We start from the raw sequence: 23,093 nt of genomic DNA, 5'->3' as shown, positions 1-23,093 counted from the left end.
GATCTTGTTCTTGAATATATTACCATGTACCTTTTCCGTTTTATATAAGAACGCTTTCATTATAAAAATATTTTATTTCTTTCATCTTAACGACAAAAAAGAGGATACCGCCCCCAATATGGAGACCGTATCCTCTGATACCCTGATCGGATTATCTAAAACTATTTACGGACTAACCGTACCACCATTCGCATTCAATGTCTCCCCGCTTACATAACTGGATTCCTGGCTTGCCAGGAACACAAATGCCGGAGCCATCTCGGCAGGTTGTCCTGCTCGACCAAGCGGTGTGTTGGAGCCAAAATCGGCTAGCTTCTCGACTGGTTGTCCACCCACGACCTGGAGCGGTGTCCATACCGGCCCTGGTGCAACAACGTTGACACGTATCCCTTTGCTACCCACCTGTTGTGCCAGCGCTTTGCTGAACGTGTTAATGGATGCCTTCGTTGTTGCATAATCCAGCAGGATTGGCGAAGGTTTGTACGCCTGAATCGATGATGTGTTGATAATGGAGCTGCCCGGCTTCATGTGTTTCACAGCTGCTTTGCAGAGCCAGAACATGGAATAGACATTTGTTTTGAACGTTGCATCGAATTGCTCGGTAGTCAGATCCGCAATCTGCTCCACAAACTGCTGTTTACCTGCCACGTTAGCAAGGATATCAATCCCGCCAAGCTCTTTTACCGCAGATTCAATGAGTTCTTCACAATATTTCTCATCCTTCAGGTCACCTGGCATCGTAATTGCTTTACGACCGGCTTCCTCAATCAGCTTCACAACTTCCTGCGCATCTGCTTCCTCTTCCGGCAGATAGGCCAGAACAACATCTGCACCTTCACGGGCAAACGCAATCGCTGCCGCCCGGCCAATTCCGCTGTCGGCTCCGGTCACAACTGCTTTGCGTCCTGTTAAACGTCCGCTGCCTTTATAACTTTTCTCACCCGCATCGGGAACAGGTGTCATCTCACGCTGGAGCCCCGGCTCATCCTGCTGCTGTTTCCACTCCGGTGTAGCCTTCGGATATTGTGTCGTTGGATCTTGCATGGTGTGCTGGTCTTGATTAGCCATGTTCAATTTCCTCCTTGGTTATTTACACGATAACCATCGTATAAACGTATTTTTTTATTTGTTGTGAATTTAATTTTCATAAAAGTTGCACTCTTTCCTTTGTAACCGAGATGGGTGGAATTTAAACTAAGCCCGCCCGAATTCACTGACGATCGTCACATATCGAATCTCCCCTAACTGGAGATTGTATAATAGAACATGAGGTGATCTCGTTGAACCCAAATAAAGAACCCTATTCCATCGGTGAAGCAGCCAAACTGATCGGCTCCACGGTGAAAACGATCCGTTATTACGATGAGATTGAACTGTTACAACCCTCCAATCATACGGAAGGTGGGCATCGGCTCTATACAACGCAAGACCTGTGGCAACTCGAACTCATTACAACACTTCGTTATCTGAATTTCAGCATACCGGATATTCGAAAGCTCATGTCGGGTGAACTGGCGGTAGCACAGGCACTGGATCTGCAGATTGAAGCGTTGGAAACCCAGATCGGCACGATGAATTCCATGCTCTCCATTTTGCAGCAAGCGAAGCAGCATGAAGAAGACACTTCACTGCATTCGGAACAGTCTCTTACCTACATCTCCAGTCTGGTTGAATCCCTAACGGCCCATGCGAGCAGTCGGAAACAATTCGTTGCTGCCAAGGTGGATGAATCCCATCTGCTGGACAGCATTCCGCAGGATTGGAGAGTGTCGTTTCTGCACTTTTTCGATAAATACATGATGAAAGATACCAAACTGACGGCTCAGCAAACACTGGCCTGGAAGGAAATTCAGGAACTGATCAATGATCCGGCCTATTGGGCCGATCTGGCTCAGCTGGAGGTTCCATTCTTCATTATGGCGAATCAGCCACAAGTTGAAGCAGACGTCTGGGTGAAGAAAATGGAAGCAATTCGCATTCGCACTACCGAAGCGCTGGACAAACGTTGGGCAATCGATAGCCCTGCTGTGCAAAGCATGGTGTGGGACTTTGTGTTGATGTATGCAAGTGCTGAGCATGCGGAAGCACCAGAAGTATTTTTTCGCAAACAGGCCCGATATATGCTGGACTCTGTGACGGATCGCATTCTGCGTTTTAACAAACTGTGCAAGCTGATGAATCCCGAATGGAGCCAGATTGTAGATGGCATTAACCTGTTGCAGGAGGGCATGCGGTTACGATTAAAACAAATGGAAGAAGACTGAAATTCAGTCTCCTTCCATTTATACGTTTAGCCTTTTTTCAACAAATAGGATTCATGTTCTCCCACTTCCTTGTCCATATGGAGCGGTTTCCCTTTCAAGTAGTGGTTGAAGAAATCAATCGTTGTATCGTTAACCAATTGTTGTGTCCCCCGCGCTTCTACACCCTGTGTCCATTCGAGCAGTGGAGAGATCAGGTAGAGGTCGGAGAAACTCAGATGTTTGGTGTTGGTCAGCTCCATCCAGAAGTTACCTCCTGCGGTTACCGGCTCATAGCGCTCATACACTTCCTCGTAATATTTCTCGGCTTCCGGACGGGTCGTGCCCATCGCAGCAATCTCTTCGTCACTCATCACACTTGTACCTGCAACGGTTGAGTCTGCACTCATCATCAGGAACGGCTTGCCCACGCCTTCCGTAGGGATACGTTTCTCGCCAAACAATACACCGTCCATATTCATGCCTGCTTTCACACGTGGATCATCCATTAACATCTGTACTGTCGTTGCTCCGCCAAATGAATGCCCAAACATGCCGATATTGTCCAGATCCATACGTCCGGTAAAGCGTCCGCTCGGATCTCCCGTACCCAACTTCTCTACCTCATCCAGTACAAACAGTGCATCCTTCACCCATGTCTCATTCAACTTGTCCATGTAACTGAATTGTAGCTGCTCAAAACCTTCTTTCCCTTCCGATTCAAACTGCGCCACACGTCCATCCGGGAATACGGATACCAGACTGCTATACGTGTGATTAATGCCTACAACAATGTAACCTTGACTGACCAGCTGCTCGATCTGGAACGTATTCTGATTTTCATACCCATGCAGACCATGAGAGAAGAGAACAACCGGATACTTGGCTTCGGCCTCAGACAACTGAGCTTCCTGTATCGCATGTGTTTTGACCTGACTCAGACTGGAAAATAAAAGCTTTGGCAGTTTCAGCACTTCATTGAAGGCTGTCGCATAGATATCCGGCTTATTAACATAAGGAGCTGTTGCGCCCTCTGCGTCTGAATTCGTTGGGTACCAGATCTGTACCATCAGCTCCCGTTGATCACCGGCAGAACTCGTCAGCAACTCCTCACGGCTGTTATCTGTCCAATCGTAGGATACCGTTCCGATTCCATAAGGACCTGCTGGCTTGGCAAACGAAAACACCGGGAACAGCAGCGGCAAGCCAATGCTCACAATAGCGTATACCAACACCAGAAGAGACGTTGCGATGATTCGAACACGTCCGAATTTCCTCGTCACAGTCGATGTGGAAGCAGATGACCCGGAACCTTTGCTGTTCAGCGAGGTTACACCTGACTGTTGCTGGCGTCTTGCCTTTGTAAATAACACAACCAGTGGAACCAACGTGAGCAGATACGCCGGAATCATCGGCCAACGAAGTCCTTCGACCACACCATGGATGATCAGCAGCACACCTGATATGGCAAATCCACCCCATACCATTTTCCGAAAATGTTGACTCTGTTTCCCAATCCCGATTACCCCCACTAACATAAGCAGGTTAAAAATAAGATAAATCCATTCTACTGTCCTCATATACTTAAAGCCTCCCATCCTGCCACGGATTACATCGGAATGATATTATTGCGCAGCAGCTATTATATAGATTGAACTAAACATTTACACGAGAACGTAGAGGACAGAAATAACCTGAAGAAGCGGATGCGTTCGCCTTTATCCCCAGATTTTCACCTTTGTAAAATTGAATCAAAAAATCAGGGGATAACAGCGATCAGAAGGTTGTTCTGTCATCGAAGTGGCAAGTGTAAATAGGCTTTAGTGCAATCTTTATAACTCCAATCTTAAAACCTCCAGTTACAGGAGATTCAAGTATGAATTTTGCGGATAAAAAAATGCACTCCTTGAATGACGCTGAATCACCCGCAGGTTCTCCATTGTATTCAAGGAATGCACGTATGAAATTACGATATAAGTTGATTTTTGAATATTGGACTAGCGATCTTCGCCGCCATCTATCCGTTGTCTTTTGCCAATGCCAAATGCGAAATATCCAGCCACCACGATTGCCATAAACGTAGCTCCAACAACCAGAGGCAAGCGCGTATCCGGGTTAAACGCCATACCGATAATGACGAGGATCAGATACACAATAATAATGTAATTGCTGATCGGGAACCATTTGGACTTGAAGTTATGATCCGCCATCTCGTTGCCCCAACGCTTTCTGAATCGGAACTGGCTGAACGCCAGCGCGAACCATGGAACCATGCCCGGAAGAACACTTGCACTGTAGATGTACAGGAACAGCTTGGAGTCCGGCATCAGGTAGTTCAGCACAACCCCTATCAGCAGCAAGGAGATTGTAATGACGATACTGTTGCGGGGAACCCCGCCTTTGGACAGCTTTTTGAAAAAGGCAGGTGCCTGCCCATTCTCAGCCAGTGTGTATAACATCCGTCCTGCACTGTAGATCCCGCTGTTACATCCCGACATGGCCGCCGTGAGCACCACAAAGTTAATGATCCCCGCTGCAGCAACAATACCAACTTTGGCAAAGGTGAGCACAAACGGGCTGCCCGTCTCGCCCACTTCGTTCCAAGGGTACAGGGTTACGATAACAAATATGGCACCAACGTAGAAAATAAGAATACGCCACACGATATTTTTGATCGCTTTACGCAAAGTGTGTTTCGGATTCTCCGCTTCGCCTGCTGTAATACCGACCATCTCCACCCCTTGATACGCAGCCGTTACGATACACAGCGCGAAGAGGAAACCTTTGATGCCTCCAGGGAAGAAGCCACCATGGCTGAACAGATTCGACAGACCAATGGCCTGACCCCCATTCCCCCAGCCGAAGAAAATGAGTCCTGTTCCGATCACGATCATCGCCACAATAGCCGTCACTTTGATCATCGCAAACCAGAATTCAAATTCTCCATAGAACTTCACAGCCGCCAGATTTGCCGCCGCAATGATGAGCACCCCAGCAAGTGCAGGCAGCCACTGTGGAATATCCGGGAACCAATACCCGACATAGATGCCAATCGCCGTAACTTCCGCCATACCAACCGTAACCCACAGGAACCAATAGCTCCAGGCGGTCAGAAATCCGGCAAGCGGACTAATATATTTGTGAGCAAATGTTGCAAACGAACCCGTGACCGGCTCCTGAATCAACATTTCACCCATAATACGCATGACAAAAAAGATAACGATACCGGCCAGTAAATAGGCCAGCAACACGGATGGCCCTGCCCATTTGATCGTACTCGCCGATCCCATGAACAAACCAACGCCGATTGTACCTCCGAGTGCAATCAGCTCTACATGGCGGGGCTTTAGCCCTCTAGATAGTTGCTTTGATTCCAAACGATTCTCCCCTTTTCACATTCACATTAACGCAATGCAGAATTACTTCACCAAATTGTACGAGATGTGCCGCAGAAATACAACAAGGAATGTGAGGAAGTTGGGTGGAGACGACTCTTGTATGGCAAAAAAGGGCCTCCTCCTCACGCCCTTATTGGACATGATTAGGATAACCCCTTAAAGTTTATTACAATCAGATCAATCCTGATTTTTGGAGAAGCCGCGAGACGATTGCAGCCACTTCAGCCCTTGTAATATATGCCTTGGGCGCAAGTTTCCCATCACTTCTCCCTGAAAAAATTCCGGCTTGTACACTTTCAGCTATACCACTGTATGCCCACACTGATGAGTCTGCTGCATCTGTATACATCTGAAGACCAGCTGATCCAGATGGAACTTTTAGCCCCGTAATTGCCATGGCTCTTGCCATAATGTTCATGGCTTGCTCCCGTGTAATTTTGTCATCAGGACGGAAAGTTCCATCTTTGAAGCCATCTAGCAATTGGTAGTCATATGCCGTATTGATCGCCCTACTATACCAAACATCGGTGGATACATCCGAGAAAACATTATTGGATGTATCCAGTTTCAGTCCCAAACCGCGTACCAATATCGTGGCGAATTCTGCTCGCGTAATATCTCGATCAGGAGTAAACATACCTTTTCCCGTTCCATCCATGACCATACGTGAACCCATATCGTTTACCTGGGCCTTAGCCCAATGGTTCTGAACATCCTGAAACTCAATTGGATTCCATATAATAGAATAAGTACTATTGGTCAGACTGTTCACTTTGGCATAATATTTGGCACCATTAACAATGACTTGAGTCGGTACGTGACGAACTGATCCATCCGTGTCGATGACTATACCTGTCGTGATTCGGTTAGGATCTACTCCCTCAGGAATCGCAATCGTTCGTTCAACATATGCATTGAAATGGGTAATGTTAATCGTACGATTACCACTAATGCCGCGTACTTCAAAATTATATGTTGGGGCAACAAGCGTAAATCTGTTTTTTTCAATCGCATCTGTTATTACCCGCAGCATCTCTGCTCCAGGAGTCGAAATCTCAATCTGAATCTGAATATCTTTGAGATTAATTGACTGCCCCAGTTGATTGGACAGCGCTTGGATATTGATTTGCCGAGAAGGTAATGTGTAGGTCGCAGAAGGCGTTTGAATTTTCAGAGTTGCGTTTTTTTCCTCCATGTTCTTGATCATCTGACCATTAAGTTCCCCAATGACAACATCAGATTGTGTATTTAGCAGAATGGTGACCGTAGCCCCATTTCCTTCAGCCGAGAGCTTTTCATCCAGTTTCACGGAATCTACCGTTATTGTGGTTACACTTTGACTATTTCGCTCACTTGAAGTTGCTGATCCGATGTTTTCCACTTTCCCGTTGACCATTACATCCACCCCTGAATTTCCTGGGTTCGGAACTTGAGTTCCTGATGTAGGTGGCTGGCTTGGAGTCGTATTACCTCCAATACCGCCAGTACTTCCTCCTCCACCACCGGTATTGCCACCATTACCTGTTGGTACCAACGGGATGATTGCATTGGATAGTAACGAAGACTCACTACCTCCTGCCTTGTTCTTTGCCTTCACTGTAAACGTATAGCTCGTTCCGTTGGTTAATCCCGTGATGATTATTGGGCTACGTGTTCCAGTCACGACTCTATTGTCTGGTAGAACATTCACCTCATATGCCGTTACGGCACTTCCTCCATTGTCTGCTGGAGGATTAAAGCTAAGCGTAGCCTGTCCGTTCCCCGCGACTGCTATAACGGATGATGGTGCTTCTGGAACCGTTAATGGAGTTGCACTTTCCACATTGGACTCAGCACTCAAACCACCCAATCCGCCTGCTTTCACCATAAAGTAATAAGTGGTTCCATTAAGCAGATTTTCCACACGATAATTCCCGTCCGTTACGGTGGTAATGGCGTTACTGCTAAATTGACCAGATACTGTTGATAAATAAACTTCGTAATATGTCGCTCCCGGCACGTTACTCCAATTCAGCTGAGCCTGATGATCTCCAGGGATCACTACCAGATCCTGAGGATTGGCAGGCGCATTTGGCAAGTTGATAGCTTGAACAACTTGGAATGTCTGGTCCAGCATATTGTCCGCAGTTACAAGAACCGTCGCAGTGTAGGTGCCCGCTGGCAAACCATCCTTAACCATCACCGTGAAGCTGGTTTCAGCCCCATGGTTAAGAGTCGACACTGTAGGTTGTGTTACTTCAAGATCCGACCCGCTCGCCCCACCAGATGTTACCTCCAAGTTAGTCAATGTACCCGTACCGATATTTTTCACGGTAATGGTTAATGTTTCTTGACTACCCGAGACATAGCCCTGAATCAGTGCTGCTGGGGTTTGATCCGCAATATTCTCAATGATATACGTTAGTGCTGGTTGAATGGCAACTACAGCAACATTGCTCATCGTTGTTGCGGTCATCGTTCCATTTACACCATTATTGGTGTTGGTTACGATCACATAATAGTAGGTCGTTCCCACACTTGTCGTTGGCGCGGCATACGTTGGATTCGTTGCCCCATTGATCAGCGTACCGCCTGTAGTGTTGTTGGTCGTGTTGCTGTACCACTGGTAGCTCAACGTGCCTCCGTCACTGACTATAGCGCCTACGCTCAGCGTTGGACTGCTCGCTCCCTCGTTGGCTGTCTCATCTGCTGGCTGTGTGTTGATCGTTGGCGCTGCTGCATGAACCAGCGTATTCACCGTTACTTGTGCCGCATTGCTTGTTGTTGTTGCCGTCTTGGTTCCATTTACGCCATTGTTGGTGTTGGTCACGATTACATAATAGTAGGTCGTGCCTGTACTCGTCGTTGGCGCATCATACGTTGAGCCCGTTGCCGCATTGATTGGCGTGCCACCCGTTGTGCTGTTGGTTGCGTTGCTGTACCACTGGTAGCTCAGCATTCCTCCGTCACTTACCGTAGCGCCTAAGCTCAGCGTTGGACTACTCGCTCCTAAAATGGCCGTTTCATCTGCTGGCTGTGTATGGATCGTTGGCGCTGCTGCATGAACCAGCGCATTCACCGTCACTTGTGCCGCATTGCTGGTCGCCGTTGCGGTCTTTGTTCCATTTACGCCATTGTTGGTGTTGGTCACGATTACATAATAATAGGTCGTTCCTACACTTGTCGTTGGAGCTGCATATGTTGAGCCTGTTGCTGCATTGATTGGCGTGCCGCCTGAGGTGCTGTTGGTTGCGTTGGTGTACCACTGGTAGCTCAGCATTCCCCCGTCACTGACCGTAGCACCTACGCTCAGTGTTGGACTGCTTGCTCCCTCATTGGCTGTCTCATCTGCTGGCTGTGTGTTGATCGTTGGTACTGCTGCATGAACCAGCGCTTTCACCGTTACTTGTGCTGCATTGCTCGTCGTCGTTGCGGTCTTCGTTCCATTTACACCATCGTTGGTGTTGGTCACGATCACATAATAGTAGGTCGTTCCTGCACTCGTCGTTGGCGCATCATACGTTGAGCCTGTTGCAGCATTGATTGGCGTGCCACCTATTGTGCTGTTCGTTACGTTGCTATACCACTTGTAGCTCAGCGTTCCCCCGTCACTGACCGTAGCACCTACGCTCAGTGTTGGACTGCTCGCTCCCTCATTGGCCGTCTCATTCGCTGGCTGTGTGTTGATCGTTGGTTCTACTGCAGAAAGGACAGCATCATCAAGCACAATGTCATTAATACCATGCCAACTGTTCTTATCGGCTGAATATAAGAGAACCATATCCACATTATCGAAATCTTCATTTAATGAAACATGTTTAGAATGATAATCTGCAATTACTTCGTCATTTTGGAATGAGTAGGTTGCAACCTTTGCACCATCGCGATATCCTTCAACCGTAAGGTTTATTGGTCCTTCACCCCAGTTTGAATAAAAGAATCCGTTAATTTGGAATTCAGATGCATCGCTTGTTCTAATCCCCATCCCTTTCCAACCAATATTAATGTCAGTCTCATAAGTAGTTAGAAAAGGAAACCACCCATCTTCCACTGTATTTGCATATCTGAGAGGTTCCGACATTATAGCTCCACTACTGGTATCACTAATATTGTAGAATTGAAAAACTTTACCTGAGATATTCGTTGAAGAACCTTCGCCATCTTCAGCAATTCCATCAGCCCAGGCACTACTATCAGTTGTGGAGAAGGTTACTGTTGTTGGACCCACCGCTGCTGCTGCAACCCCCGCCCATTGACTCCCGAAGAATCCATTTGCTAAAACCAAGATAAAGCATAGAAGCATGATTAAGACTCTCTTGTACATGTTCACTGAACTGTTGATATTCATCAGTTCCTTCCTCGTTATGAAATGAGATACCGTCCAAACCATTGCTGCTTCATATCGACCCCCATCAACTGAAAATGCCTTATCGATAGACATTATTCGACATTTTTCTGCGAAATCCTTTAGTGCATTAAACAATAAAATATTTATTTTTAAACTATTTTATATCCTCCATTTATCGCCACTGGAATAGGGATCTAAAAATCCATACAAAAAAGAGCTACCAGAAAAATATCTTTGGCAGCTCTAAATTGATTTTTGTAATCATCCGGAAGGCAAATGAACCATCACCGTTGTCCCCACGCCCACCTGACTTTTCATTTCGACAGTTCCGTGATGAAGCATCACGATTTTTTTGACGATGGCGAGGCCCAGACCGTTACCACTGATGCTACGATCGCGTGACAGGTCTGTTTTATAAAACCGCTCGAAAACATAATCCAGTTGCTCTGGCGCTATTCCAATGCCCGAATCGGTTATCGTGAAAAAGATTCCATCTACCGACTGGCTCGTGCGTATTTCGATACGCCCACCCACGGGAGTAAACTTAATGCTGTTGCCTAGTAAATTCATCCACACTTGGTTAAGCTGGTCCTGATCTGCCCTTATTTTGATACCGTCCGCCAATTCTAAATGAACTGGAATGCCTTTGGCTGACCATTGAGGCTCGCAAGTCACCACCACTTGCCTGATTTGCTCATCAAGATTATAGGTGGTTGTCTCGAACGGATGATGATCAGAATCCAGAGACGCAAGCTCCAGCAGATTATCACTTAGTCTGGATAGTCGTCCACTCTCCGTAATAATGATATCGAGGTAATAGTTACGATCGGCCTCCGCAACCAGGCTGCTGTTTTTCAACGCCATGGCAAAACCGGAAATAGAGGTCAGCGGCGTTTGAATCTCGTGAGATACATTGGAAACAAAATCCTGTCTCATCTGTTCCAGCTGTTTAAGCTCACTCGCCATTTCATTGAAACTCTGCGTCAATGCTCCCATTTCGTCCACGCGCTTTGTTTGGATTTCCACATTAAAATCACCCTTCGCCAGTCGTTTGGTTGCCCGCGTCAACACCTGGATCGGTTTGACCAAATACCTTGCAGCAATAAGGATACACAAACTTCCGATCAACAGTGCAAGCAATAATACCAGCAAAACCATCCGATTAATGATATTTTCATTCTGCGGAGAATACTGCATAAACATGGCTTGTGGTTCCCCTTTGTATGGAAAAGGAAGACCTATGAACGTCTGCTCCACTTCTCCGGGAGAACGATAGACCTGACCCTGCAACACCTTTTGAACCACTTCTGGTGCGATTTCAACGGTCTCTGTATGGTCTAGGTCATAATAGGTTACGTTACCCGAAACGTCATATAGATGAATGGGATAGGTGGACACTTTCACCATACTTTTGATGAAAGCATCCCTGTCCTCAGGTTGCGTTTGCTCATATAGACGGATCAGTTCCTCCCCTACAGAAATCATGTCATTCTGACCGATATGATTTACTTCTTTTTTGAAAAGGAAGATCCCCATGAAGAAAGAGGTCAGCAAGCTGAAAACAATGACGACCAGAAACGTGCAAATAATACGAACATATAAGGTTTTGATCATGTGATGACTAACCGGTAGCCCAGACTACGAGCCGTTTCAATCTGAAAATGGTGTGCATCACCAGCGAATTTTTCCCTTAGTCGCTTGATGTGAACATCAACTGTCCGGTCATCCCCTTCGTAATCACTCCCCCAGATCTTGATGATTAACTGTTCTCGGGTAAAAATCTGCCCAGGCTGGTTTGCCAGCATGAACAGCAATTCAAACTCTTTTAAAGGCAAATTGATTGTTTCCTCTCCACGAATTACTTGAAAGCTGCGTCGATTCAGCATAATGCCCCCTAGTTGAATGGTCTGGGAGGAGACAATCAGGTAACGTTTCAGCAAAGCTTTTACTCGCATTACAAGCTCTAGTGGATCAAAGGGCTTCGTTAAATAATCATCTGTTCCCAACTGAAATCCCTTTACTTTCTGGGCCGATTCCCCTTTTACCGTGACCATTAGCAATGGCATATTCAGATCCATACGCCGGATCTCCCTGCATAATTCCCAACCATCCAATCGCGGCATCATAATATCAAGGATAACCAGATCGATTGGGGATTTCCCCACGATCTCCAGTGCTTCCGCTCCGTCCTTAGCTACCACAATCTCGAATCCTTCATTCCGCAAAAACAAGGTAATCAGCTCACGAATATGCACATCGTCATCCACAACTAGGATTTTGGTCATATCAAATGTATGCCTCCGATATCTATCTTGTTTCTTCCACTTGGGAGGAAGTCTTCAACCAAAATGCCAGCCCAGCAGGTTCCAATGATAGAAAAATAAACTCAAGATCACCGCTGCTACCATTACAAACGTATAGTGCACACGCTTCAATAACGTCCAATATTGGTTTTTCCATGCCAGGACGCCCATGATGAATATTGCAGCAGTCAACCCTACAAGGATAATCGGCATAAACAGATAGAGACGTAAAGATAGTGGAATATGGCTAAGCCGATCAATCAGATTCATGTTTAACACCAGAAGTGTTGCGCCCAAGGTTAATAGTCCCCATATAGACGTAATAGCTGACAACCGGACTGCCCATTTTTGCGCTTTTGGCATCACTCTGATTTCGCGTCTGCGATAAACAAATCCATGCAATACAGTGATGAACAGAACAACCGAAATGCCCAGCAAGAGGAGCCAGAACTTCGATTGGTTCATTAACGGTGCAGGTTCCAGCGGCATTGGGTTTAATATATCCAGAAACAGATACGTGACCTTGCCCTCTGCATCGGTGCGGAACCCCATCTGATGTGACCCTCCGACCTCCTGGAATAAATTCACCCCAATCGGAGTATATACTTGCTGATCTGCACCACTTCCAATAAACAGTCGGTTATCCGAAAACTCAATATTGATTTGAGTCAGAAAACTGAAAAACTTGTCGATCTTCGTGTGATTACGGCGTGTAAATTGATAGGAGCCTGCATATTTTTCCAGAGACTCCCCGAATTCAATAGAAGTTTCATTAGGCTGCTTAGTTGCATGTACAGGATAGTATCGGTCAAAAAAGGCTTGCGCCAACCCTTCTGCTGCCGTTCCGCCTTCCCCTCCACTATAGGAAACAAAGATGCCCACTTTTTTGTCCGGTACAAGATAAAGGGCTGTATTAAACAGCTCATCGGCCCCTCCATGAGAGATCACACGTAGCCCATTCATATTCAACTCGTAAAAGCCCAGATCCATGGCGGGTAAACGTTCATCAAACTGGAATGCCGGAGAATGCATGAGTTTGGCTGTTTCCGGCTTGAGTATTTGTTTATCTTCATATCGCCCGTCTTGAAGATGGGCAATCATAAAATGAGCCATATCGTTCGCCGACACGCTCCCTGATCCCGCAGGACGAAATCCTCCCTCATACGTTGGCCGTTTGGTTACAAACTCGCCGTTAGCTCGGGCGTATCCAAGGGCGGCATAAGGTTCCAGAGACGCTGGAACAGGCTCCTCTACCGTAGCATAATTCATGCCCAGCGGATCAAAGATATTTTTCTGTATATAGTCATTGTAGGCAACACCGCTCACTTCTTCGACGATAAGTCCCGCGAGTGAGGCGCCATAATTGGAATACGACAGCATCTCGCCTGGTGGCTTAACCCGTGCAGGCATATGTTTTGCCATCGTTTCAGCAATAGAGACGGGAAGTTTCCCCGGATCGGTAGTAATCTGATAACCAACACCGCCTTCCTCGAACCCTGCGGTATGGGTCATGAGATGGCGCAACGTAATCGGTTCCTCATAGGTTTTCGGTATTTTCACCGTTTTCAGATAAGTGTTGACGTCTGTATCAAGATCAAGCTTGCCCGCCTCAACCAATTGCATCACGGCGGTCCATGTGAAGAGCTTTGTTGTTGAAGCAATTCGAAATAAGCTGGTTTCGGGATCAACGGGTTTATTTTCTTCGATGTTGGAATGTCCGTACCCTTTGGAGAGCAGGATCTTCCCATCCTTCACAATCGAAATGACTGCGCCTGGAATCTGTAAAGATCGCATTTGCACATCCATCATCCCATCCATGAATGCCGTTAACTGATCAGTATCCTCCAGATTAGCTACGACTCCTTGCTCCAATTTACCCGGATTTAATCCCTGATTGGATACTGCTGCCGATAGTGGCATGGTCCCTAATCCAGTTGCCTCTAATATCATGCCTAACAATAACACCAGTAAAATCATTTTCCCAAAAATCTTTCTTATCAACGATGACATGACTTGTCCCCACCACTCCGCATATTTTTTAAAACCTGTTCCTTACGCTTTCTTTCGAGAGCATATCAAGCACGTATGAACGGAGCGTGAATCTTTTTTTCATATTTTGCCAAATTAAATTACCTTTAGTAAGATAGGAACAGATTGAATAGGAAAAGGAGACTTTACATGCCTGACTTTTTACTGGTTTTATTTTTGTTTAACCTGTCTCTCTTTCTGCTTCACGAAATGGATGCCATCAGGCGGTCCGAGTGGAAATTGTTTATGGTGTTAAAAGATATGGAAGATGATAAAGCCTATAGGTATTTCACTTGGATTCACCTGCCAATGTATACCATCATCCTCTCTCTTCTTTTTAGCTCATATCAGACCATTACATTTTGGGTGCTGGATATCTTTTTCATCATACATACCGTAGTACACTTCTTTTTCGAAAAACATCCTCGAAATGAATTTAAAAACGGGTTCTCCAGATCATTGATCTACCCTATGGGAATAATCGCTTTAGTTCATTTAATATTTCTAATCATCTAATCTGTTTACACCGACAGAATGAAGGAAGCTGGAAGGGTATTATAGAATAACAGTGAATATGGAGGTGTGCCTATGCAGCAGCATCATGCAGAACGAGTTGATTTATTTGTTTCCAATACCCAGATCATCAAGGAGTCGTTCAAATGGCAACATGCGATGATGCAACGTCTGGCTGCCCTGCTCTATGCAGCGGAGAATAAAACAGCGGATGGGGAAGCTATTCGTCAAAGCCATGAGTTGATTAAGCAAAACACAAAGCTTTTCTCTGCATTCAGAGGTAATTCGGTCATTAGCATTGCTACCATGCTCTCCCTTACAGCGGATGAAGAGACAAGACTGGCAGACACCTTGCATGTCTATGACTTGATGAAAGAAATCAAATTCCGTAACTCCGATTATCTGGTTATTGCCGCCTATCAGATCGCTACTCAGACATCACCTGACCAGTTTCAACCTACGGTAGAGCGGGCCAAATTATTTTATGACGGCATGAAAGCAGAGCATCGTTTCCTCACTGGACAGGACGACTACATTTTCGCTGCCATGTTAGCCCTTTCCGATCTCAACGTAGATACTGGTGTGGCACGCATGGAACAACTCTACGGGGAATTAAAACCAGAGTTCTCTTCCAGAAATAGTGTGCAGGCGTTAACACATGTCCTTGTTCTTGGAGATGATCCCCCGGATGCAGGTGCTCGTGTGATTGCTTTAAATGAAGCTTTTCGTAAAAGGGATTTTCGAATGGACAAAACTTATACGTTACCATCTCTCGGGATACTTTCTCTACTGCCTTCGGACAGAGACTCATTAGTGGATGAAGTCGCGGAAACAAATGACTGGTTACGGACTCAAAAAGGCTTCGGTGCCTGGTCAATCGACAAACAGGAGTTGCTCCTGTTCTCGTCTGCTCTGGTAGCCATTCAACATGTGGAGAATCTGCGGAACGGTGTGCTTACGACAGCAATCTCAACCAGTATCACAAATATTATCATCGCCCAGCAGGCCGCCATGGCCGCAACTGCCGCAGCATCGGCTGCTGCCGCTTCTTCATCATCATCGAATTAATAAGTGACCCTGTTACCTTCAATATAAGATGAAAAAGACCCTCCCGAGTTTAAGTTGACTCGGAAGGGTCTTAAAGCATTCAAACCTACACCTAAAATAATGTTCATCATTCGCTAGGATATAATCCCCGTATCCCGGAATTCTTCCACGAAACTATCCAGCCAATCCGGACCATAGTCCAGCGCACCCGTATCACTCTCAATAAAAGCAACATCTAGTCCCATCACCCAAAATCGGCGAGCAACAATAAAGAGATCAACCGCCTGCTCATCTTCGGCAGAGAAACTTCTGACTGAACGATATCCTGCCATGAGCGCATCCCATAATGCTGCTTTTCGCTCATCAGACTGTCTTTTTCGAACTTTTACTTGAGCTAAATCATAGGCACGCCAGCCTTTGGCTGCCCACTCGAAGTCATAATGGATGAACTGATGTTCCTGTTGAAATACATTGTTATTCCCATGCATATCGCCATGGCACAGACCAAAGTCCAGGTCTTGCCTGGAAGTGGCAACGATGCGTTCTTTTAATGTTGTGGCAAACGTATGGAGAAATGCTGCTGCTTCATTGTTCTCACCGATATAGTGAATAATTCGCTCAAGAGGTTCGTCAATAAGTAACTTCAGATCCAGCTCATATCGTGGCAGCTCCATGTTCACCTGATCCATAGCCTCATGCAATTCAGCGGCAGATTGGCCAAAGGCGTAACAAGACTCCTCATCCTCCAGGTTGTTCTCCGTACCCTCAATATACCGAAACATCACAGCAACCCGCTTGCCTTCCGCAGCCTCCAACACCGTATATCCCGTATGATCTTTCTTCTCGATGTATTCTCCAATGTCGGTATGTTCCGCAGAACCTAGAACGTTCTTGAGTTGAGACAATATTGAAAGCTCATACTGAACATCTGCCTCCGTGATTTCAGTGCGGTAGATACGGAGAATGTACATGCCACTGGACGTGCGAACCCGGTAAGTATCATTTAATCCTCTAAGCCAAAACAAACATTCTTCCCATGTTCCAATGTCATATTGATTACTCAATGTAGACTCCAGGTACCTGGGGTTAAGCACTGAACGTAAAGCAGTCGGTTGAATGGACATATGGTTGCTCCTTCGGTTTAATATGATTATTTCTCATCTGATGAACGATGTAATCCTTTCACCTATCAACCTATAACATAGTATATTTTTCGTTTATTTTCCAGAATATATATTTTGATAAGCAAATACTCTCTAGACTCTTATAGCTCCATCTCTCATCAGCAGGTTATTACACTCTGGGTCGGTGCCAGCGCTCGACAATGCAGCACATTCACGAAAGGCAAAATGTTTGCACCCCCTGCATTTCTGAACATCCAGATGCAATAATGCATAATTGATGGCTTCACCCGTGTGCTCAAACATATGATCGGGACCAATCCGTTCAATCAAACCTGTTCTCTTCAACATCTCCAACGGTTGCGCCTGAATGCCTGAAAGTAAAATCCTGCCCCCCGATCTCTCCATATGTTTGACAACACGGGCCAGATTGGATTCACCTGTTGTATCCATAAAAGGCACCTTACCCATTCGCAACAGCAGAGTGCCTGGTCGCCGATGAATCGAATCCATGACCGACTTCTCGAACATATCCGCTGCGCCGAAAAACAGTGGCCCTTCAATTGTATACAGGCTTATTTGCGGACAGTCATGTCCTTCCTGAACCATGTGGGCCATGACTTTCTCATGTTTATGATCGGGATCGGGCAGTACTTTGGCAACCTTCAACATCTCACTCATCCGTTTAACAAATAAAAGGACAGCCAGAATCAACCCAACCTCTACAGCCGTTGTTAAACTTGTAAATACGGTCAGCAAAAAGGTAATCAGCAGAACGAGTGAATCACTCGTTTTGGTTTTCATAACATGTATGAAGGATCTTCGTTCACTCATATTCCAAGCAACCAGCATGAGAAAGGGGGCCATACTGGCAAGAGGAATGTGGGATGCATATGGCGCAAAGAGAACAAGTACCAGCAAAACCACTACACCGTGAATCACGCCAGACCATGGCGATACTGCGCCGGATTTGATATTTGTTGCTGTACGTGCAATCGCTCCTGTTGCAGGAATACCCCCGAATAGCGGCGTCACCATATTAGCAATCCCCTGCCCAATCAACTCTCGATTGCTGTTATGCCGACTTCCAGTCATGCCATCGGCAACAACTGCGGATAACAGCGATTCAATTCCACCCAGCATGGCGATGACAAAAGCGGGTTGCAGCAAGTTCACGATACGTCCCCAAGTGATCTCAGGCACATGAAACTGAGGCAAAGAGTTAGGTATGGCGCCAAAGGACGAACCAATTGTAGCCACCTGCCCTTCAAAAAAGAACGCCGCGACTACCGTCGAAAGAACCAGCCCCACCAGTGATGCAGGCACCTTTGGTGCAAACTTGGGCACAAGCAGAAGAACAGCCAGACAGATTCCAGCTGTAAGCACACTGTATATATTAATCGTCGAGATATGCATCCCGATTTCTTTCATATTGGACCAGAAATCCTCGTGTTTCTCGATGCCTCGAAGTCCCAGAAAGTTCGTAATTTGTCCGCTAAAAATAATGACGGCGATCCCTGCCGTAAAACCGATAGTCACCGGCTTTGGAATAAACTTAATTAATGCCCCGAGCTTGAATACGCCCATTAGTACAAGCATCAAACCGGCCATCATTCCGGCGATCAGCAGATTCTCATATCCATACTGCATCACAATGGCAAATAGGATCGGAATGAATGCCCCCGTTGGCCCGCCAATCTGGAACTTGGACCCACCCAGCAAGGAAATGAGAATCCCTGCGATTACTGTGGTATATAATCCATACTCCGGTTTGACCCCGGAAGCGATGGCAAAGGCCATACCGAGTGGAATCGCAATGATACCTACAATCAGTCCTGATAACAGATCCTTGCGAAAAGCGGCAGCATTGTACCCTGCATATCTCCCCATCCATTTCATGTACCAAAACCTTCTTTTCTTCATATATTTGAATATTTGAATATATTTAAAAGACTACTCCCCTGCATACGTCTTGTCAATCGGATTACGCACAATCCCAGCAGGAACCTAACACAAAAAAACAAGAACCTCCGGAGCTTACACCCAGTTGCTCTTGTTTATTGTGTCAGGACTCTTTACGAATATCTTCCAGCATGGAAATGGCATCAACCAGATGATTGTCAAAAATCTGTTTGGTGACTGCCAGCAGGTCCTTAATCAGCGGATCACGCAGCGAATAGGTGACGGTTGTCCCTTCTTTAATTCCCTGGACAACGTTTTTGCTGCGCAATACAGCCAGTTGCTGTGAAACGGCAGAGCCTTCCGATCCCAGAATGCTTTGCAGTTCATTCACGTTCTTGGCTCCTTCACTCAGCAGTTCCAGAATCTGAATCCGCATCGGGTGTGCCAATGCTTTGAAAAAATCCGCTTTAAACTGTTGTATGCTCTGATTCATACGCTATGCCCCTTCAATCGAACTTTTGAAGATGCAAATATCATAACATAGAACGGGTACCATGCTTTACTCTAACCATAACGGTTTGATGGAAAAATTAAGATTGACCTTGAAGTACACTTCAACCTTTATACTTTACTTATAGTCTCCACAGACCGTATATCTGAACTCCATCAGGAAGGGTGATTCCTCAATGAACATGTATATCCATAATCACAAACGCTCGTTGACGAGCTTTCTATTCGAGAAATATATCGGAACGTTAGATACCAAGAAAATTTTTTCAACACGCGAGCTTACCCGCAAACACCTGGATCATATGGGCTTGGAAAACATTAAACCTTATATCTTGGGTAAAACAAAACTGTCATCTTCCATCAAAGAGCGCTCCCATGAAGACATGCAGGTGTTCACCTTAAACGATCAGCATTCCCGTGAACAGAGAGTCATTCTCTACATTCATGGCGGGGCGCATACACACCAGCCGCTGTCTTTACACTGGAAATTCATGGACCATATGGCTCAGGCCCTGAATGCCAAAGTTGTTGCTCCCATCTATCCAAAGGTTCCTCATTTTAACTATCAGCACACATATCCGAAACTGCTCAATCTATACCGGGATCTGCTTGCCTCCGTGGACGACCCGGCACAACTCACCATTATGGGGGATTCCGCAGGTGGGAACATATCCCTAGCCTTGGCCCATTATCTGAAGATGCATGATCTCCCGCAGCCCAAAGATATCATCTTGTTATCACCTTGTGTGGATATGGTGTTGGACAATCCGGTCATATTTGATTACGAGACCCGAGACCCTATGCTCGCTGTGGAAGGGTATGATGTCATCCGGCGGATCTGGGCAGCTGACAAACCGTTGGACGATCCGTTAATCAGTCCAATCTACGGAGATTTCGCCGGTCTGGGCAAAATCAGCATCTTTATCGGAACCCACGAGGGTTTGTTTCCTGATAATATGAAGCTCGACAAACTGCTGACGGATCAAAGAATCGATCATCAAACGTACGTTTACCCCAAAATGAACCATGTCTTTGTCCTCTATCCGATTCCGGAGGCCAGGGATGCTCAGCGTAAAATGGTTAACATCATAAAAAGCTCAGCACATGAAGCTGGACAATAAACTGTAACGCCTCCCCATAGCCGTTTGGCAAAAAGAACGAAAAAAAGCTCAATCCCTGGACTACCGCCACCGGATTGAGCTTACTTTCTGTTATTCTATCATCTAAATATTATTTATATGAACCATATTCAAACCAGTCAAAGTCCGCTACCTGATCGGAAGAAATACCGTTGCTGCTGCTAAACATTCCGATACAACAGCCAACAAAACCGCCGGCTACTTCGGTGCTCAGGCTGCTTGTATCCACCTGTTCCGCCACCAGATGATACTGACTTCCATCTGTGCTGTAATAGAAGTTTAGTTGCTGACCTGTTGCGGCCAGTTTGATATACACCCGCGATACATCACCCTCCAGCGCGATTTGCGCAATGTGGCTATCCTGACCATCTATAATGGTCACCACACGCAGCACCTGCTGTTTATCCGCCAGAGCACGCTCAATCCGTACGTGATACAGATCGTTCTGAATGACGACAAGACCAGCCGTTTCGTTGGCATTCCCGGGCACAAATTCCATCGCTGTAGCTGCGACATAATCCATATGCCTTTGACGCAGACAAACAAAGCTGGAATTTTCTTTTTCCTTCAATGTTTGCGGTTTCAGCTTCAGTCGCAAGTATCCTTTTCGTTCGGTTAATGAATAGAGATCTTCCTGAGGATTGCGCAGGAACATCCATTGCAAGCCCAGTTTATCACTGTCAAAATGGTCAAAACGCAGTTGCGGCTCTACCGGAACAGGCTTCAAATCCAACGTGCCCTGCTCCTCCAGGATTCCGCGGCCCTCATTGACAACAGGCCATCCGTCCTCCCAAACGACAGAAGCAAGGAACGTCTCCCGCCCCAGGTTGCTATAGCTCCCTCCATATGGACGCGAAGCAAGCATGACCATGAACCATTGACCGTTCGCAGCCTGCACCAAGTCGGCATGTCCTACATTAACAACAGGGTATCGTTTACCCAAATGGCGATGTGTAATGATTGGATTATTCGGATTCCCGACGTATCCTTCGGTCAAATTTTTACTACGAGCAATGGTCACCGCATGGTTTGGCCCTGTGCCTCCCTCTGCAATCAATAAATAGTAATATTCATCGATCTTATACAGATGCGGGCCTTCCGGCCAGATGACATCCACCATCGCCCCGCGCCACAGAACGTAACTGTCTCCCACCAGCTTCATACTGCCCAGATCCAACTCCCGCAGCCACACTTCCCAGTTCCCATTGTAACGAACTCCCTCGGAGCAAGGACGTGTACCAAGGTAATACGCTTTGCCATCATCGAAGAAAATCGTAGGGTCTATGCCTTCTGCGCCTTCAATAAAATAAGGATCAGACCATGGCCCAGCCGGGTCGGTAGCGGTTACAACAAAATTGCCGCCATGTGATACATTGGTTGTAATCATATAGAAGGTGCCTTCATGATACCGGAGCGTTGGTGCGAATATCCCCTGTGAATGGCCTGCTCCCTGAAGATTTAACTGTGAAGGGCGGTCCAGCACATTGCCAATCTGTTTCCAATTCACTAGATCACGGCTCTGAAAGATCGGAACGCCAGGAAAATAGGCAAATGTTGATGTCACCAGATAAAAATCTTCACCCACCCGGCATACGGATGGATCTGGATAAAACCCGGGCATAATCGGATTGTTATACGTGCATTTTTCGCCTTGATTTGCATTCTTCATTCTTTTACCCCTCCAATGGTTAGTCCAGTCACAAAGTATTTTTGCAAGAACGGATACAGTAAAACAATCGGCATTGCCGTCACAACCGTGATTGCTGCCCGAATGGATACAGGCGTCACCATGTTGGTTACATTTTTGAATGAATCCACGTTGACGGTTCCCCCCTGTGAGGTCGCAGAGGATAACAATTTCATCAGCTCATACTGCAAGGTGGTCAAATTCCGATTTCCTGCCGTGTACAACATGGAGTCAAACCAGGAGTTCCACTGACCTACAGCAATAAACAGTGCAACCGTAGCCAGAACCGGCTTGGATAGGGGAAGCACGATACGCATGAAAATCCGAAAATCTCCGGCTCCATCCATCTTCGCGGATTCAATCAATCCCTCCGACAGTCCCTGAATGTAGGTACGAATGACGATCATGTTGAACACCCCGATCAACCCGGGAATAATGTATACCCAGAAGCTGTTCAGCAGCCCCACTTGTTTGATCAGCATGTATCCCGGAATTAAACCACCGCTGAAATACATCGTCATGACAAACAGCGTTGTGACCAATTTGTTGAACATATACTCCTTGCGGCTCAGCACATAGGCCAGCATGGCTGTACAGAACAGCTGTACAACCGTTCCCACCACAGTTCTGGCGACCGAAACAAATGCGGCTTGTGTCAGATTCGGGTTTTGGAATACGGAGACGTAATTTTGCAGCGTCCATTCCCTCGGCCAGAGATAGATCCCCCCGCGGATCGTATCCAGCCCGTTATTGAAAGATACGGCAATGGTGTTTAAAAAAGGATATAACGTAACAACCATGACAAGCAACATAAATATGCCATTGGTGATGGAAAAAATAGAGTCACTCAAGCTTCGTTTTCTGCTAAATCGCTTCAC

At 46.3% G+C, this 23,093-nt stretch carries 16 protein-coding genes; 4 read left to right on the top strand and 12 right to left on the bottom strand.

Going from position 1 to position 23,093, the window contains the following annotated elements; translation table 11 throughout:
- Nucleotides 1-165 precede the first annotated feature (165 nt).
- Nucleotides 166-1,068 (bottom strand): SDR family oxidoreductase, encoded by a 903-nt coding sequence (locus V6668_RS04365; protein WP_017690578.1) that lies wholly within the window; start codon nt 1,066-1,068, stop codon nt 166-168.
- Nucleotides 1,069-1,280: 212 nt separating this feature from the next.
- Here V6668_RS04365 and V6668_RS04360 point away from each other — a divergent pair, with 212 nt between their 5' ends.
- Entirely contained in the window at nt 1,281-2,264 is a 984-nt protein-coding gene (locus V6668_RS04360) for a MerR family transcriptional regulator (protein WP_338707786.1), read from the top strand.
- Between the two features lie 26 nt (nt 2,265-2,290).
- On the opposite strand, the gene V6668_RS04355 is transcribed toward V6668_RS04360, so the two are convergent.
- From V6668_RS04355 to V6668_RS04330, 6 genes are all read right to left on the bottom strand, one after another.
- On the bottom strand, nt 2,291-3,820 hold the full coding sequence (locus tag V6668_RS04355; RefSeq protein ID WP_338707785.1) for an acetylhydrolase: 1,530 nt from the start codon (nt 3,818-3,820) through the stop codon (nt 2,291-2,293).
- Between the two features lie 417 nt (nt 3,821-4,237).
- Complete coding sequence (locus V6668_RS04350; RefSeq protein WP_076319983.1) at nt 4,238-5,617, bottom strand: amino acid permease; 1,380 nt, start codon at nt 5,615-5,617, stop codon at nt 4,238-4,240.
- Between the two features lie 193 nt (nt 5,618-5,810).
- Nucleotides 5,811-9,920 (bottom strand): S-layer homology domain-containing protein, encoded by a 4,110-nt coding sequence (locus V6668_RS04345; RefSeq protein WP_422395267.1) that lies wholly within the window; start codon nt 9,918-9,920, stop codon nt 5,811-5,813.
- A gap of 306 nt (nt 9,921-10,226) precedes the next feature.
- Nucleotides 10,227-11,579: a sensor histidine kinase gene (locus V6668_RS04340; RefSeq protein WP_100526379.1), complete on the bottom strand. Its 1,353-nt coding sequence runs from the start codon at nt 11,577-11,579 to the stop codon at nt 10,227-10,229.
- Complete coding sequence (locus V6668_RS04335; RefSeq protein ID WP_036605998.1) at nt 11,576-12,250, bottom strand: response regulator transcription factor; 675 nt, start codon at nt 12,248-12,250, stop codon at nt 11,576-11,578. The genes V6668_RS04340 and V6668_RS04335 overlap by 4 nt, the downstream gene beginning before the upstream one ends.
- Before the next feature lie 54 nt (nt 12,251-12,304).
- Nucleotides 12,305-14,218, bottom strand: a complete 1,914-nt coding sequence (locus V6668_RS04330) for a serine hydrolase domain-containing protein (protein ID WP_338707783.1) — start codon at nt 14,216-14,218, stop codon at nt 12,305-12,307.
- A 228-nt stretch (nt 14,219-14,446) separates the two neighbouring features.
- Between V6668_RS04330 and V6668_RS04325 the strand changes: the two genes are divergently transcribed.
- Both V6668_RS04325 and V6668_RS04320 read left to right on the top strand, forming a co-directional pair.
- A complete protein-coding gene (locus V6668_RS04325) occupies nt 14,447-14,812 on the top strand; it encodes a DUF6713 family protein (protein WP_338707782.1) in 366 nt (121 codons plus the stop codon).
- Between the two features lie 72 nt (nt 14,813-14,884).
- Nucleotides 14,885-15,877 carry a DUF4003 family protein gene (locus tag V6668_RS04320; RefSeq protein ID WP_100526376.1) on the top strand — a complete coding sequence of 331 codons (993 nt, stop codon included), beginning with the start codon at nt 14,885-14,887 and terminating at the stop codon, nt 15,875-15,877.
- A 113-nt stretch (nt 15,878-15,990) separates the two neighbouring features.
- Here V6668_RS04320 and V6668_RS04315 read toward each other — a convergent pair whose 3' ends face one another.
- The 3 genes from V6668_RS04315 to V6668_RS04305 all read right to left on the bottom strand — a co-directional run bounded on the left by V6668_RS04315 (nt 15,991) and on the right by V6668_RS04305 (nt 19,372).
- Complete coding sequence (locus V6668_RS04315; protein WP_338707781.1) at nt 15,991-16,980, bottom strand: phosphotransferase; 990 nt, start codon at nt 16,978-16,980, stop codon at nt 15,991-15,993.
- 132 nt (nt 16,981-17,112) lie between these two features.
- Nucleotides 17,113-18,876 carry a SulP family inorganic anion transporter gene (locus V6668_RS04310; RefSeq protein ID WP_100526374.1) on the bottom strand — a complete coding sequence of 588 codons (1,764 nt, stop codon included), beginning with the start codon at nt 18,874-18,876 and terminating at the stop codon, nt 17,113-17,115.
- A 166-nt stretch (nt 18,877-19,042) separates the two neighbouring features.
- Nucleotides 19,043-19,372, bottom strand: a complete 330-nt coding sequence (locus V6668_RS04305; RefSeq protein ID WP_091038881.1) for an ArsR/SmtB family transcription factor — start codon at nt 19,370-19,372, stop codon at nt 19,043-19,045.
- Nucleotides 19,373-19,565: 193 nt separating this feature from the next.
- Here V6668_RS04305 and V6668_RS04300 point away from each other — a divergent pair, with 193 nt between their 5' ends.
- Nucleotides 19,566-20,510 carry an alpha/beta hydrolase fold domain-containing protein gene (locus tag V6668_RS04300; protein WP_100526373.1) on the top strand — a complete coding sequence of 315 codons (945 nt, stop codon included), beginning with the start codon at nt 19,566-19,568 and terminating at the stop codon, nt 20,508-20,510.
- Between the two features lie 109 nt (nt 20,511-20,619).
- On the opposite strand, the gene V6668_RS04295 is transcribed toward V6668_RS04300, so the two are convergent.
- Together V6668_RS04295 and V6668_RS04290 are read right to left on the bottom strand one after the other, a co-directional pair.
- Nucleotides 20,620-22,197, bottom strand: a complete 1,578-nt coding sequence (locus tag V6668_RS04295; RefSeq protein WP_338707780.1) for a glycoside hydrolase family 43 protein — start codon at nt 22,195-22,197, stop codon at nt 20,620-20,622.
- Nucleotides 22,194-23,093 (bottom strand): carbohydrate ABC transporter permease, encoded by a 900-nt coding sequence (locus tag V6668_RS04290; protein WP_100526371.1) that lies wholly within the window; start codon nt 23,091-23,093, stop codon nt 22,194-22,196. The genes V6668_RS04295 and V6668_RS04290 overlap by 4 nt, the downstream gene beginning before the upstream one ends.

The organism is Paenibacillus amylolyticus, assembly GCF_036894225.1.
Taxonomy (GTDB): Bacteria; Bacillota; Bacilli; order Paenibacillales; family Paenibacillaceae; genus Paenibacillus; species Paenibacillus amylolyticus.
The sequence above is the reverse complement of the archived record's forward strand: the minus strand, read 5'-3'. Positions and strand labels throughout refer to the sequence as shown.